This is a genomic window from Microbacterium sp., from assembly GCF_047607465.1.
Classification (GTDB): Bacteria; Actinomycetota; Actinomycetes; order Actinomycetales; family Microbacteriaceae; genus Microbacterium.
The window spans coordinates 46,368-60,250 of sequence record NZ_JASGCY010000032.1; the positions used below are offsets into that span (position 1 = coordinate 46,368).

Here is a 13,883-nt window from a genome sequence, read left to right on the forward strand (position 1 = left end):
ATGAACGTCGGAGTCCGTGAATTGCGCAACGGCCTGAGCCGGTATCTCGATCGTGTCCATGACGGCGCCGAGATCACCGTCACCGACCATGGGAAACCCGTGGCTCGGATTGTCGGATACGAGGAGAGCAGCGAGCTCGAGAGTCGGCTCAGATCGACGACCCTCGCCGCTCTGATCGAGCATGCTCGGAAGCGGGGGATCAGCCCTGATCGGCTGCTCGCAGATCTCATCGCCATCGAGGGCGAGCGGTCCGGGATCGGCGCGGCGGCGCCACGAGGAGTGCGGAACGGGATTCCGCTGCTTCCGACGGCTGGGCAGCACGTCATCACCGATGAACTCGTCGCGTTGCATCGAGATGACGGATGACGCGGCGCGCTCTTCTCGATGTGAACGTGCTCGTCGCCTTGAGTTCGCCGCAGCACGTCCATCACGACATCGCTCACGAGCATTTCGCGCAGCTGTCGTCCTGGTGCACGACGCCGATCACGGAAACCGGACTGGTGCGGTTGCTGATGACCGAAGCCGTCGTCGGCGCGCGTATCGATGGCACCGATGCGGTTGCGCAGGTGCGTGCGTTTCGCGCGGCGCCGGGCTGGAGCTGGCTGGCCGACGACGTGTCGCCGACGCAATGGCGGATCGGTGTCGACGTGCTGCGCGGCCGTCAGCACGTCACGGACCTGCAGCTCGTCAACGTGGCGGCCGCGAACGATTGCGTCCTCGCGACGTTCGATGCGCGCATCCGCCGTGCGCTGCGCCCATCCGAACGCCGCTGGGTCAACGTGTGGGCGTGAGCGACTTCCGCTTGTAACCGATAATGCACATTATGTCAGACTGTCAAACGACTCGTCACCAGATCGACCTTCTCGCCCACTCGGCGGGAACCGGGCTCGCTCTCGCCGTTGCGACACGTTATCCGCATCGTGTCCGATCGATGGCTCTGGTGACGCCGCCCGTGGCGTGGTTGACCGGCACCCATCACGACGGAGATTCCCTCGTCCTGGACAGGACCGTACCCGCCGTGACTGAGGCGCTCCGTTCACTGGAGAGAGACGATCCGACTACCGAGAACGCATTCCGCGAGATATTCCGACGACAAGCTCCAGCGACATACGCCCACTGGACCCACGTCGAAGAGGCCCATGCGACACTCGGTGAAGTCAGCCTGGCGCCGGCGCTGGCGTGGTTCAACGACATCCCTGCCGATGCAACGGCTCGCATCCGCGCCGCCGACTCCCCCAGGCGCTCGTCATCGGTGGCAGCCGCGACTGTCTCACCGGCATCCAGCCACTCGTGGACTATGCCGCGACCCTCGGCGCACGCCTATCGATGATCGAAGACTGCGGCCACTACCCCTGGATCGAACAACCAGACACGTTCCTACGGATCATCGATGAATGGCTCTCGAGGGTCCAATCGCCGCACGCCTGAAGCACTTGAACACAGCGATTCGGGCAGGAGCAGCGGACGATCGGATACCCCACGTACCCCGTTACGAGGCGAGCATCCGCAGCCGCTGCGCGAGGCGGCCGGGCGCCTGCAACGGTATATAGTGTCCGCAGTCGGCGAACATCTCGTCGTCGCCGCCGCTCAGGAGCCGGGCCTCGACGTGCATGCGCCGAACCCACCGCGATCGGCAGTAGCGTGGGATGGTGCAGCACGCTCCCCTCTCCCCCGCACCAGGGCCGGGGTGGCGCGCATGGTCGATCTGGATCGTCGGGGTGGCCGGCTACGTCCTCGCGATCACGAACCGCACCTCCCTCGGCGCCGTCGGCGTCGACGCCGCCGAGCGCTTCCACGCTGACGCCTCCACGCTCGCGCTCTTCGCCGTCGTCCAGCTCGCGGTCTACGGAGGCATGCAGATCCCGATCGGCGTGCTCCTGGACCGCTGCGGCTCCCGGCCGGTGATGACCGCGGGGATGCTGCTCATGGCCGTCGGCCAGCTCACCATGGCCTTCTCCCCCGGGATCGGCATCGCCCTCGTGGCGCGGGTGCTCCTCGGCGCGGGCGACGCCGCGATCTTCCCTGCCGTGCTGCGTCTGGTCGCCACCTGGTTCCCGGCGCAACGCGGGCCGGTGATGGTGCAGCTCACCGGTATCGTCGGCACGACCGGCCAGCTCATCGCCCTCGTCCCCCTCGCGGCGCTTCTGCATGCGACGAGCTGGACGCTGACCTTCGCCGGCATCGCCGGCATGGGAGTGCTCTTCAGCATCTTCATCCTCCTCATCATCCGCAATCGACCGGCCCAGCGCGATGCCGACGTCTCGGTCAACACCGACACGGGCGTCGTGCGGGTGGTCTCCTCGGCGATCGACACGGGCATCGGCATCCGGGCCGCCTGGGCCCATCCCGGCACGCGTCTGGCCTTCTGGTCGCACTTCACCTCGCCGTTCGCGGGAACCGCGTTCGTGATCCTCTGGGGGATGCCGTTCCTCACGGCCGCGCAGGGGCTCGACACCGCGCACGCCGCAGGCATCATCTCCGTCTACGTGATCGCCGGCATGGTGCTCGGCCCGATCATCGGGGACCTGTCGCGCAGGCTCCCCTACCGCCGCTCCTTCGCGCTCGTGCTGCCGTCGGTCGCGCTGCAGTTCCTCGCCTGGATCGCGGTGATCGCCCTGCCAGGACCCGCACCGCTGTGGCTGCTGTATCTGCTGGCGATCGCCCTTGCCACCGGAGGCCCTGCGAGCATGATCGCGTTCGACCACGCCCGCACCCACAACCCCTCGCACCGCCTCAGCACCGCCACCGGCGTCACGAATGCTGGCGGCTTCATCGCGGCCCTGATCGCGATCTTCCTCATCGGTCTCGCCCTCGACCTCCAGGGCGCGGGATCGCCGGCGACGTACAGCTTCGACGCCTTCCGAATCGCCTTCCTCACGCCGATCCCGCTCTGGGCGATCGGCACCGTCCTCATCCTCGTCGAGCGCCGCAGCACCCGCATCCGGATGGGACTCTCACCCGAAAGAAGGCGCCGATGAAGCACCTCTCCCCCGGCCTGCTCGCCGGCCTCGCCGCTGCCGCGCTCTGGCTCCTCTCCGGCGTCCTCTACATCGCCTTCGCGAACGACCGCCTGCTCTCCCGGCTCGCCGGTGTGTTCGGCATCGGACCGCTGCAGGCCCGGTTCCTCGGCTGGCCGGTGGTCTGGTCGGTCGTCGCGCTGCTGCTCACCGCGGCAGTCATCACGACGGTGACCATGCTCCTCGCCGACCGCTATGCGCCGCGCGGCAACGCCTACCTCGTCACCTGGATGTCCGTCGTTCTCGCCGGCGCCGCCACCGGCATCGCCATGGACGCCGCGAGCGTCGTCGACGTCGTGCAGCTCGCGGGCATCCGCGGGCTCGCCTCAGCGACCTTCGAGTCCACGATGCAGGCCGCATTCTGGAGTCTCGTGATCGGGTGGATCCCCGCGTTCGCCGCCCGCCGGCATCGTGCGCCCATCGCGCGGCGGGATGCGCTGCGGCTCGGCGCCGTCGCCCTGGCGATGCTGCTCCTCACCGCCGCGGCGGTGCTGGGGAACGACGCCTGGCAGGCGCAGATCGCCCGCGACGACGCTGCCCTGCAGGGGTGGACCGACGACACCGGCGCTTTCATCGACCCTCGGGCCGAGGGCGATCCGGTGCCGCTCACAGCGCCCGGCGTCGCCGCCCCCGACCTCGACCCCGATTGGTGCACTCCGGACCGGGCGACGCTGCTCCTCGGCGGAGCGGATGCCGCGACCGGACACCGCATGCAGACCTTCACGCTCATGAACTTCTCGGAGGAGCCCTGCGTGATCGAAGGGTACGCCGACATCGCCTTCGAAGACCAGAACGGGCACCTCCTCGATGTCGACGTCGCCCACGGATCGGGCTTCATGGCAGACGACCCAGGGCCTGCGCTCATCACCGTGCCGGCGCAGGGGCAGGCGGTCACCACGATCACGTGGGACGCGAACGCCACCGACGGCGCGCTCGTCGCCCGCACGCTCTACGCGGCTGCGCTTCCCGGCATGGAACGAGGATCATGGCCCGTGGTGCTGGACATCAACAGAGGCTCCTCGGTGAAGATCACCGCGTGGGCGCCGTTCACGGGGGCCGCAGGCGTCGACTAGACCGCCGATACCGGGACCAGTTCGACGTCGGTCACGCTGCGCTCGGAGACAGCTCGACCCAGCCCGGGAGCTTCGCGCTGCGCCCGTCCCCCGACGAGGTGCGGGTCACGCGTCGCTTCACCCACGGGGCCACGAACTCCCGGTAGTACGCGAGGCCCCCGGGGCGCGCGACGCCGTGCTCACGCGACGCCCACCACGACGCAGGCGGCTCGTATCCGAGGGCGTGGAGCACCCGTGCCGCGACCCGATGGTGACCCGCCGCGTTCATGTGCAGCCGGTCCTCGGACCAGTACTGCGGGGCGGCGAGCTCGCGATCGGGCCAGTTCAGCGCGCGGATGACGTCGGGGCGGCTTTCGAGACGGCGCAGCACGGCAGCGGAGAGCAGGTCGCCGCGCTTGTGGAAGACCCGGCCAAAGGGCAACTGACCGCTCGGGTTGGCTCCGGAGAGCACGATCAGCGTCACACCGGCCTCGTCGCAGCGCCGTAGCACGCGGCTGAAGGCGTCGGCGATGTGCTCGACGTCGGCCGACGGCCGCAGCACGTCATTGCCGCCGCCGTTGAACGACAGGTGGGTGGGGCCGAGGGCGAGGGCGGGCTCGAGCTGCTGCTCCACGATCGGCCAGGCGAGCCTGCCGCGGATCGCGAGGTTCGCATACTGGACGGAGTGCCCCGCGGCATCCGCCCACCCCTGCGCTGCGATGTCGGCCCACCCGCGCACGCGGCCGTCGGGAAGCTCATCGCCGACGCCCTCGGTGAAGGAATCGCCGATCGCCACGAAGCGCACGCCTGTCACTGGACTCTCCTCCGGCGCTCAGCGGTCATCGAGCACCTGCCCCCTGCGGTCGATGAGCCCCCAGGCGGCGACAGCGGCGATCACGAAGCACACCCCGAAGAGGACGAAGACGAGCGGAGCTCCGCCCTGGACGAGGAGGACCGGGACGGCGAGCGGGGCCGCGATCGACGCGAGGCGGCCGATGCCAGCTGCCCACCCGGCGCCGGTCGCCCGCAGCGATGTCGGATAGACCTCGGGCGTCACGGCGTACAGCGCGCCCCACGCGCCGAGGTTGAAGAACGACAGCGTCATCCCGGACGCGATGATGGCGCCGACGCTGTCCGCGGTTCCGAAGAAGAGCGCGGCGACGGCCGAGCCCAACAGGAAGACCGACAGCGTGAGCCGCCGCCCCCACACCTCGATGAGCCAGGCGGCCACCGCGTAGCCCGGCAGCTGGGCGAGCGTGATGATCAGTGTGAACCCGAACGAGCGCACGAGATCGAACCCGGCGTCGACGAGAATGCTGGGGATCCAGATGAACGCGCCGTAGTAGGCGAAGTTCACGCCGAGCCACACGATCCACAGGCACAGCGTCCGCATCCGGAACTCCGGATGCCAGAGGGTCATGACCCGCGCCCGCGTCGTCGCCGTGATCGTGCGCGGCGCCGGCTCCTTGTTGATCGCCGGGCCCGCGACGATCCCGGCATCCCGCTCGAGGGAGGTCACGATCCGCTCCGCCTCGGCGATCCGTCCTCGTACGGCGAGCCAGCGCGGCGATTCCGGCATCCGCCAGCGCACGAAGAGCGCGTAAGCGGCGGGGATCGCGCCCAGTGCGAACGCCCAGCGCCAGCCGTCGTCGGATGCCGGGATGACGAGGTAGCCGATGATCGCCGCTGCCGTCCAGCCGACCGCCCAGAAGGCCTCGAGCACGACGACGAGCCGACCCCTTATGCGCGCCGGTGCGAACTCGCTGACATAGGTCGAGGCCACGGGGAGCTCGGCCCCGAGGCCCAGTCCGACGATGAAGCGCAGCACGAGCAGCAGGGCGATGGAACCGACGAGGGCGCTCGCCCCGGTCGCGAGCCCGTACACGAGCAGCGTCAGCGCGAAGACCTGCCGTCTGCCGAGCCGATCGGCCAGCAGCCCGCCGAGGGTCGCGCCCAGCGCCATGCCGATGAAGCCGACGGAGGCGATCCATCCGGCCTCCCCCTTGCTGAGCCCCCACTGTTGAGTGAGCGCGGCGAGGATGAACGAGATGAGGCCGACGTCCATGGCATCCAGCGCCCAGCCGAGACCCGAGCCCGACAGCAGACGCAGGTGCCGTCTTGTGAACGGCAGTTCGTCCATGCGCTGTGCGAGTGATGCTCGGCTCGGGAGGACGCTGTCGGCCATGGACTCATCGTAGACCGCGCACGACCTCGCTCAGCGTGCACCGTCGCGGGCGCCGATGCGGCGAGGACCGGGAGATGGTGCTCCCCCACGCCGAAGTCGTCCGAGCCGGGTATTCCCTACTTCCGGGTGAGGGCCGTGCGGAGCGTGTCGAGTCCCACCCCGCCCAGATCGAGGGCGCGCTTGTGGAACTCCTTGATATCGAAGGCGTCACCGCGCTCGTCGCGATAGGCGTCGCGCACCTGCTCCCAGATGCGCTGGCCCACCTTGTACGACGGCGCCTGGCCCGGCCAGCCGAGGTACCGGTTCACCTCGAACTGCACGAACTGATCCGACATGTTGACGTTCTTGCGCATGAAGTCGAGGGCGTAGACGGCGTCCCAGGTGCCCTCGCCGTCCAGGCGCGGCTTGCCGAGGTGGACGCCGATGTCCAGGACGACGCGGGCGGCGCGCATGCGCTGGCCGTCGAGCATGCCCAGGCGGTCGGCCGGGTCGTCGAGGTACCCGAGCTGCTGCATGAGGCGTTCGGCATACAGCGCCCATCCCTCGGCGTGGCCCGAGGTGCCGGCGAGCAGCCGCCGCCAGGAGTTGAGCTCGGCACGGTTGTACACGGCCTGCGCGATCTGGAGGTGATGCCCAGGCACGCCCTCGTGATACACCGTGGTGAGCTCGCGCCAGGTGTCGAACTCGGTCACTCCCTCCGGCACCGACCACCACATCCGGCCGGGGCGGGAGAAGTCGTCGGTCGGGCCCGTGTAATAGATCCCGCCCTCCTGCGTGGGGGCGATCATGCACTCCAGGGTGCGGATCTCCTCGGGGATCTCGAAGTGCGACGCACCCAGCTCGGCGACGGCCCGGTCGCTCGTCTCCTGCATCCAGCGCTGCAGAGCGTCGGTCCCGACGAGCTTGCGCGCCGGATCGGCCTCGAGGTGCGCGACGGCCTCCTCGACGGTGGCTCCGGGGAGGATCTCGTTCGCGATCGCCGTCTGCTCCGAGACCATGCGCGCGAGCTCTTCACGGCCCCACTCGTACGTCTCGTCAAGATCGATCACGGCGCCGAGGAAGCGGCGGGCGTTGAGCGCGTAGAGCTCACGGCCCACCGCATCGGTCTCCGTGGCCGCGGGGGCGAGTTCCTCGATGAGGAACCGGCGCAACCCGTCGTATGCGACCCGCGCTGCCGCAGAGTTGTCGGAGAGGAAGCGCGCGAGCGAGGCAGGGAGGCTGCCGTCATCGGGGACGCCCTGGGCGACGAATTCGGCGAAGAAGCCGTCGTCGGCCGTGTAGCGAGTGATCTGCGTGGCGACCTCGGTCACCTGACGGCGCGCCGGCGTCACACCGGCAGCAATCCCGGCGCGGAGCGTCTCGACATAGCCCCGCAGCGCCTCGGGGACGGCGCCGAGGCGTGTCGCGATCACCGACCAGTCGTCCACGGTCGCGGTCGGCATGAGGTCGAAGGCGCTGCGCACGTCCTGGGCGGCGGAGGCGATGACGTTGAGGTCGCGCAGATGCCAGTTCGCGTCGTGCAGCTCGAGATCGAGGCTCAGTTCGGCTGAGAGATCGGCCTTCGTGACGGCATCGATCGCGTCGACCGGCTCGAGCGCCGATAGCGCGGCAAGGGTGGAGCGGGTGGCCGCGGCGATCTCGTCGTGGCCGGCGGGGCTGAGGTCTCCGAAGCGGTCGTTCACCTCGGTGCGGCCGATGTAGGTGCCGAGGGTCGGTGCGAGCGCGGCGATCGTGTCGACCCACTCGTCAGCGATCTGGTCGATGGCTGACGGGGTGCGCGGCTTGTTGGTCATCCGTACACACTAACCGGCGCACCCCGCTCGCGTCAGTGCGCGGCCTCGTTCCAGTCGGCGCCTCGCCCGACCTGCACGTCCAGCGGCACAGAGAGCTCGGCGGCGTCGCCCATGCGCGTGCGGACGATGCGCTCGGCCTGCTCCCACTCCCCCGGTGCGACCTCGACCACGAGTTCGTCGTGGATCTGCAGCAGCGCGCGCGATGCGAGGCCCTCGGCGCGCAGGTCGTCGTGGATGTGGAACAGCGCGATCTTCATGATGTCGGCGGCACTGCCCTGGATCGGGGCGTTGAGAGCGGCACGCTCGGCGTTCTCCCGGAGGACGCGGTTCGGACTCGAGAGATCGGGGAACGGCCGGCGGCGCCCGAAGATCGTCTCGGTGTAGCCCACCTCCTTGGCCTTGAGCACCGAGGCGCGCAGATAGTCGCGCACGGCGCCGAAGCGGGCGAAGTACTCCACCATCAGCTGCTTCGCCTCGGACTGCTCGATGCGCAGCTGCTTGGACAGGCCGAACGCGCTGAGACCGTAGACGAGGCCGTAAGACATCGCCTTCACCTTCGTGCGCATCGCCGCCGTGACATCGCCCGGCTCGACTCCGAAGACGCGCGCGCCGACGAAGCGATGCAGGTCCTCGCCGCTGTGGAACGCCTCGATGAGCCCCTCGTCGCCGGACAGGTGCGCCATGATGCGCATCTCGATCTGCGAGTAGTCGGCTGTCAGCAGCGACTCGTAGCCCTCTCCCACCTGGAACGCGCTGCGGATGCGGCGCGACTCCTCGGTGCGCACGGGGATGTTCTGCAGGTTGGGGTCGGTGCTCGACAGGCGGCCGGTCTGGCTGCCGGTCTGGACGTAGGTCGTGTGCACCCGATGATCCGCGCCGATCGCCGTGTCGAGCGACTCGATGATCTGACGCAGCTTCGTCGCCTCGCGGTGCTGGAGCAGGAGCCCCAGGAAGGGGTGCGGGTTCGTCTCCTGAAGGTCGGCGAGCACCGCGGCATCGGTGGAGTAGCCCGTCTTCGTCTTGCGTGTCTTCGGGAGCTGGAGGTCGTCGAAGAGCACTTCCTGCAACTGTTTCGGAGAGCCGAGGTTGAACTCGCGTCCGACGAGCGCGAACGCCTCCTGCGCCAGGCCCTCCGCGCGCGTGCCGAGCTCGCCGGAGAACCCGGAGAGCACCTCATGGGAGACGGCGACTCCCGCGACCTCCATGTCCGCGAGCGTGAGCAGCGTCGGAAGCTCGATGTCGGTGAGGACCTTCGCGACCGGCTCCGGGAGATCCTCACGCAGAGCGGCGGCGACCCGGAGGGCGAACCACGCCTCCTGCGACGGTGTGGCGCCCTCGGTCTCTGGCACGAGCTGCGAGGGATCGGCTTCGGGGAGTTTCTCGCCGAGGTAGCGCTCGACGAGGTCGCCCAGGGTCTTGTCGGGGAAGCTCGGACGCAGCAGCCACCCCGCGAGGCTGGTGTCGTAGGCGAGACCGCCGAATCGGATGCCGAGTCGCAGCAGCGCCTTCGCCTGGGGCTTGGCATCATGCAGCACCTTGGCGCTGTCGGACTCGAGCCAGCCGCGCAGGGCGTCGGCTGCAGCCTCGCTCCAGTCGAGCTCGCGTAGCTCGGTCTCGGTCGCCGCACCCACCCGAGCAGGCACGCCGCCCTGCGTCGTGACGCGCAGCGCGACCTCGCCCTGCTGCGCGGCGGCCCAGGCGGCGAAGGCTGCCGCGGAAGCCTCGACCGGTGACGGGAGGACGACCGCGGATGCCGGGTCGTCGGCGACCTCTCCGGCGCCGACGGCCTCGAACACCCGGGGCAGAAGGGTCCGGAACTCGAGGCGCGCGAAGATATCGCGCACCGCCTGCGCATCGATCGGGGCGACGGCGAGGTCTGCGGGCGCGACCGGGATCTCCACGTCGGTGAGCAGCCGGTTGAGCTTGCGGTTGCGGCGGACATCGTCGATGTGGTCGCGGAGGTTGCCGCCCACGACGCCCTTGATCTCACCCGAGCGCTCGAGGAGTTCGTCGAGGCTGCCGAACTGGGTCAGCCATTTGACGGCGGTCTTCTCCCCTACCTTCGGCACACCGGGGAGGTTGTCGCTCGTCTCTCCGACGAGGGCGGCGATGTCGGGGTACTGCGCCGGCGGCACGCCGTAGCGCTCCTGCACGGCGGCCGGGTCGTAGCGCTTGAGCTGCGAGACGCCCTGGACGGACGGGTACAGCAGCGTGACATCGTCGGTCACCAGCTGGATCGTATCGCGGTCACCCGACACCACCAGCACGTTGTAGCCCTCGGCGGCGCCCTGGGTGGCGAGAGTGGCGAGGATGTCGTCTGCCTCGATCCCCTCCTTCGTGAGCACCCTGATCGACATCGCGGCGAGGCAGTCCTGCAGCAGCGGGATCTGCCCGCGGAACTCCTGCGGCGTCTCGGAACGCGTGGCCTTGTACCCGGCGTACTCGTCGGTGCGGAACGAGTGCCGGGACGTGTCGAAGGCGACGGCCACGTGCGTCGGCTGCTCGGCCTTGATGAGGTTGACGAACATGGACAGGAAGCCGTAGATGGCGTTCGTGTGCTGGTTGTCCTTCGTCGTGAAGTTCTCCACCGGAAGGGCGAAGAAAGCACGATAGGCGAGCGAATGGCCGTCGACGACCATGAGGGTAGGCTTTGCGGAGTCCGTCACCCTGTCAGCCTAACGAGGACGGCAGACACCCGCTGAGGAGGATTCATGAGCGAGGTCGCGATGAGCGAAGGACTCGAGTGGGCGACGGCCCGCGGCATGGGCGCACTGGCCGAGAAGATGGGCATCGAGTTCACCGAGTTCTCAATCGAGCGCTCGGTCGCCACGATGCCCGTCGAGGGCAATACCCAGCCCGTCGGCCTGTTGCACGGCGGCGCCTATGTCGTCCTCGGAGAGTCGCTCGGCTCCATGGCGGCCAACCTGCACGCCGGTCCGGGCAGACTCGCCGTCGGCGTCGACATCAACGCCACGCACACGCGCTCAGCGACCTCCGGCGTGGTGACCGGGGTGTGCACGCCCATCCACCTCGGCCGCAGCATCACGGTGCACGAGATCGTCGTCTCCGACGATCAGGGCCGCCGCTGCTCCACGATCCGCATCACGAACCTGATCAAGAGCATTCCGGCCTGATTCAGCGATCAGCCTTGAGTATCTCGATCACCTCAGCAAGCTGTCGATCGATTCCATCGAGTCGCCCGTCGATTCCATCGAGTCGCCCGTCGATTCCGTTGAACCTCGCATCGTGCTCGGCGAGCTTGCCCTCGATGCCGGTGAGGATCTCGTAGATCGCACCGATGTCGTTGGTGTTCTGCTCGAGGCGTCGTTCCATCTGTGCGGGTGTCATGGGCATGTGATGAGAATACGCCGCGATGGCGGGCGCGGAACGGGGGACGCAGAATCTGGGGATAACCAGATAGTTCCCTTCTCCTGTGCAGGAGTGGTCAAGAGTCAAGGAAACGCTGGAACAGGAGGCGCCCCTGCCTCTCCCCCGTGAACCGGACGAAGCGAATGCTCCGTGGCGGAGTCACTTCTTCGGCGCGAGCTGCTCGATGATCGCCTTGGCGACGTCCTGCATGGTCAGTCGGCGGTCCATCGACGCCTTCTGGATCCACCGGAAGGCCTCCGGCTCGCTCAGCCCCATCTTCTCGTTCAGCAGACCCTTGGCCCGGTCGACGAGCTTGCGGGTTTCGAAGCGCTCGACCATGTCGGCGACCTCGGCCTCGAGCGTGATGATCTGCTCGTGACGGGCGAGGGCGATCTCGATGGCGGGGAGCAGGTCGTTCGGCGTGAAGGGCTTCACGACGTAGGCCAGCGCTCCGGCCTCACTCGCCCGCTCGACGAGCTCCTTCTGGCTGAACGCGGTCAGGAGCACGACCGGGGCGATGTTGCCCTTGTGCAGCTTCTCAGCTGCGCTGATGCCGTCGAGCTGCGGCATCTTCACGTCCATGATGACGAGGTCGGGACGCAGCTCGGTCGCGAGGGCGACGGCGGTCTCCCCGTCGCCTGCTTCGCCCACGACGTCGAATCCGTTGTCGCGGAGGATCTCGACGATGTCGAGGCGGATCAGCGATTCGTCCTCAGCGACGACGACGCGTCGGGGGGCGGATGCCGTGGGCTGCTCAACCTGTTCTTCGGTCACAGATCCATCCTAATCGAGAGTGTTCTGGTGCCGGCGGTGGGACTCGAACCCACACGCCCTTTCGGACAAAGCATTTTGAGTGCTCCGCGTCTGCCATTCCGCCACGCCGGCCCACCGTAGACCCTATCGCACGCATGCGGACAGGACTGTGCGCCGCACCCGGAAGGGCACGGCGCACAGTGCGACGGTTTCAGAGTCCGCGCTGGTAAGCGGGAGCCGCGCCGCGGATGGTGTCGCCGACCCTGTGGACGCGGACGTCGTTCGTCGATCCGATGCTCCCAGGAGGGGATCCGGAGATCACGACGACTGTGTCGCCGATCTCGGCGAGCCCTTCCCCGATGAGGTGCTCGTCGACCTGGTGGAACATCATGTCGGTGTGCGGGACGAAGTCGACCAGATGCGAGCGGATGCCCCAGGTGAGCGCCATGCGGCGACGGATGCCCGGCTCCGGCGTGAAGGCGATCATCGGGATGCGCGAGCGCAGACGCGAGAGCCGACGGGCGGAGTCGCCGGACTGCGTGAAGACGCAGAGGTACTTGGCATCCACGAACTCGGCCACCTCGAGCGCTGCGAGGGTGATCGCCCCGCCCTGGGTGCGGGGCTTCGCGGTCATCGGCGGAATCCGCTCGAGGCCATGCTCCTCGGTGGACTCGATGATGCGTGCCATGGTCTCCACGACCACAATCGGGTACTCGCCGACGCTGGTCTCCCCGGAGAGCATCACGGCGTCCGCGCCGTCGAGCACGGCGTTCGCGACATCGGAGGTCTCGGCGCGTGTCGGCACCGGGCTCGAGATCATCGACTCGAGCATCTGCGTGGCCACGATGACCGGCTTCGCCATCCGGCGGGCGAGCTCGATGGCGTGCTTCTGCACGATCGGCACCGCCTCCAGCGGCAGCTCGACACCGAGATCGCCTCGGGCGACCATGATGGCGTCGAAGGCGTCGACGATCTCCTCGAGGGCGTCCACCGCCTGCGGCTTCTCGACCTTGGCGATCACCGGGATCCGCACGCCCTCTTCGGCCATGATCTCGTGGACGCGGGTGACGTCGGCGGCGTTGCGCACGAACGACAGTGCGATGAGGTCAGCGCCGGTGCGCAGACCCCAGCGGAGGTCCTCCTCGTCCTTCTCGCTGAGAGCGGGGACGTTCACAGCCACGCCGGGCAGGTTGATGCCCTTGTTGTTCGAGACAGCGCCGGCGACGACGACCTTCGTGGTGACGGTGACGCCATCGGTGTCCGTGACCTCGACGCGCACCTTGCCGTCGTCGATGAGCAGGAAGTCGCCGGGCTTCACGTCCTGCGGGAGACCCTTGAAGGTGGTGCCGCAGATGTCCTTGTCCCCGATGATCTCCTCGGTGGTGATCTTGAAGACGTCACCGACCTCGAGCTCGTAGGGGCCCGCCTCGAACCGGCCGAGGCGGATCTTCGGACCCTGCAGGTCCACGAGCACGGCGACGGCGCGGCCTGCGTCGTCCGCGGCGCGGCGCACGTTGGCGTAGTTGGCCTCGTGCACCGAGTAGTCACCGTGACTGAGGTTCAGTCGGGCGACGTCGACGCCCGCATCGATGATCGCTCTAACCGCTTCGTACGTCGAAGTGGCCGGGCCGAGTGTGGCGACGATTTTCGCGCGTCTCAACAGCTTCTCCAGGAAATTCGGGGGACAAGAAATCTGGCGACGATGCCGGCCCCA

The 13,883-nt window shown here is 68.5% G+C and carries 14 protein-coding genes and 1 tRNA gene; 6 read left to right on the forward strand and 9 right to left on the reverse strand.

Annotated features, from left to right (window positions below; translation table 11 throughout):
• The 3 genes from QM568_RS03915 to QM568_RS03925 are packed head-to-tail and all read left to right on the forward strand — an operon-like array spanning position 1 to position 1,330.
• Positions 1-366, forward strand: a complete 366-nt coding sequence (locus QM568_RS03915) for a type II toxin-antitoxin system Phd/YefM family antitoxin (protein WP_415136021.1) — start codon at positions 1-3, stop codon at positions 364-366.
• Positions 363-791 carry a TA system VapC family ribonuclease toxin gene (locus tag QM568_RS03920; protein WP_415136023.1) on the forward strand — a complete coding sequence of 143 codons (429 nt, stop codon included), beginning with the start codon at positions 363-365 and terminating at the stop codon, positions 789-791. Before QM568_RS03915 ends, QM568_RS03920 begins: the two co-directional genes overlap by 4 nt.
• A 32-nt stretch (positions 792-823) precedes the next feature.
• Complete coding sequence (locus QM568_RS03925; protein ID WP_415136025.1) at positions 824-1,330, forward strand: alpha/beta hydrolase; 507 nt, start codon at positions 824-826, stop codon at positions 1,328-1,330.
• 159 nt (positions 1,331-1,489) lie between these two features.
• On the opposite strand, the gene QM568_RS03930 is transcribed toward QM568_RS03925, so the two are convergent.
• Entirely contained in the window at positions 1,490-1,612 is a 123-nt protein-coding gene (locus QM568_RS03930; RefSeq protein ID WP_415136027.1) for a hypothetical protein, read from the reverse strand.
• 37 nt (positions 1,613-1,649) lie between these two features.
• Here QM568_RS03930 and QM568_RS03935 point away from each other — a divergent pair, with 37 nt between their 5' ends.
• On the forward strand, positions 1,650-2,978 hold the full coding sequence (locus tag QM568_RS03935) for an MFS transporter (protein WP_415136029.1): 1,329 nt from the start codon (positions 1,650-1,652) through the stop codon (positions 2,976-2,978).
• Entirely contained in the window at positions 2,975-4,090 is a 1,116-nt protein-coding gene (locus tag QM568_RS03940) for a DUF4232 domain-containing protein (protein ID WP_415136031.1), read from the forward strand. Before QM568_RS03935 ends, QM568_RS03940 begins: the two co-directional genes overlap by 4 nt.
• A 31-nt stretch (positions 4,091-4,121) precedes the next feature.
• Here QM568_RS03940 and QM568_RS03945 read toward each other — a convergent pair whose 3' ends face one another.
• From QM568_RS03945 to polA, 4 genes are all read right to left on the reverse strand, one after another.
• Positions 4,122-4,874, reverse strand: a complete 753-nt coding sequence (locus tag QM568_RS03945; RefSeq protein WP_415136075.1) for an SGNH/GDSL hydrolase family protein — start codon at positions 4,872-4,874, stop codon at positions 4,122-4,124.
• 27 nt (positions 4,875-4,901) lie between these two features.
• Entirely contained in the window at positions 4,902-6,254 is a 1,353-nt protein-coding gene (locus QM568_RS03950; RefSeq protein WP_415136033.1) for an MFS transporter, read from the reverse strand.
• A gap of 116 nt (positions 6,255-6,370) precedes the next feature.
• Positions 6,371-8,047, reverse strand: coding sequence for a DUF885 domain-containing protein (locus QM568_RS03955; protein ID WP_415136035.1), 1,677 nt, complete (start codon positions 8,045-8,047; stop codon positions 6,371-6,373).
• A 32-nt stretch (positions 8,048-8,079) separates the two neighbouring features.
• Entirely contained in the window at positions 8,080-10,713 is a 2,634-nt protein-coding gene (gene polA / locus QM568_RS03960) for a DNA polymerase I (protein ID WP_415136037.1), read from the reverse strand.
• A gap of 45 nt (positions 10,714-10,758) precedes the next feature.
• Here polA and QM568_RS03965 point away from each other — a divergent pair, with 45 nt between their 5' ends.
• Entirely contained in the window at positions 10,759-11,181 is a 423-nt protein-coding gene (locus QM568_RS03965) for a hotdog fold thioesterase (protein ID WP_415136039.1), read from the forward strand.
• Position 11,182: 1 nt separating this feature from the next.
• Here QM568_RS03965 and QM568_RS03970 read toward each other — a convergent pair whose 3' ends face one another.
• The 4 genes from QM568_RS03970 to pyk form a co-directional block, all read right to left on the reverse strand.
• Entirely contained in the window at positions 11,183-11,401 is a 219-nt protein-coding gene (locus tag QM568_RS03970) for a hypothetical protein (RefSeq protein ID WP_415136041.1), read from the reverse strand.
• A gap of 174 nt (positions 11,402-11,575) precedes the next feature.
• A complete protein-coding gene (locus tag QM568_RS03975; RefSeq protein WP_045258564.1) occupies positions 11,576-12,190 on the reverse strand; it encodes an ANTAR domain-containing response regulator in 615 nt (204 codons plus the stop codon).
• 25 nt (positions 12,191-12,215) lie between these two features.
• A tRNA-Leu gene (locus tag QM568_RS03980) sits at positions 12,216-12,301 on the reverse strand.
• Between the two features lie 79 nt (positions 12,302-12,380).
• On the reverse strand, positions 12,381-13,829 hold the full coding sequence (pyk, locus tag QM568_RS03985) for a pyruvate kinase (protein ID WP_415136043.1): 1,449 nt from the start codon (positions 13,827-13,829) through the stop codon (positions 12,381-12,383).
• Positions 13,830-13,883: the final 54 nt, after the last annotated feature.

Coding starts and splice junctions, on each gene's coding strand:
- QM568_RS03915 (WP_415136021.1), top strand. CDS start 1: ATGAACGTCGGAGTCCGTGAATTGCGCAACGGCCTGAGCCGGTATCTC.
- QM568_RS03920 (WP_415136023.1), top strand. CDS start 363: ATGACGCGGCGCGCTCTTCTCGATGTGAACGTGCTCGTCGCCTTGAGT.
- QM568_RS03925 (WP_415136025.1), top strand. CDS start 824: ATGTCAGACTGTCAAACGACTCGTCACCAGATCGACCTTCTCGCCCAC.
- QM568_RS03930 (WP_415136027.1), bottom strand. CDS start 1,612: ATGCACGTCGAGGCCCGGCTCCTGAGCGGCGGCGACGACGAGATGTTC.
- QM568_RS03940 (WP_415136031.1), top strand. CDS start 2,975: ATGAAGCACCTCTCCCCCGGCCTGCTCGCCGGCCTCGCCGCTGCCGCG.
- QM568_RS03950 (WP_415136033.1), bottom strand. CDS start 6,254: ATGGCCGACAGCGTCCTCCCGAGCCGAGCATCACTCGCACAGCGCATG.
- QM568_RS03955 (WP_415136035.1), bottom strand. CDS start 8,047: ATGACCAACAAGCCGCGCACCCCGTCAGCCATCGACCAGATCGCTGAC.
- QM568_RS03965 (WP_415136039.1), top strand. CDS start 10,759: ATGAGCGAGGTCGCGATGAGCGAAGGACTCGAGTGGGCGACGGCCCGC.
- QM568_RS03970 (WP_415136041.1), bottom strand. CDS start 11,401: ATGCCCATGACACCCGCACAGATGGAACGACGCCTCGAGCAGAACACC.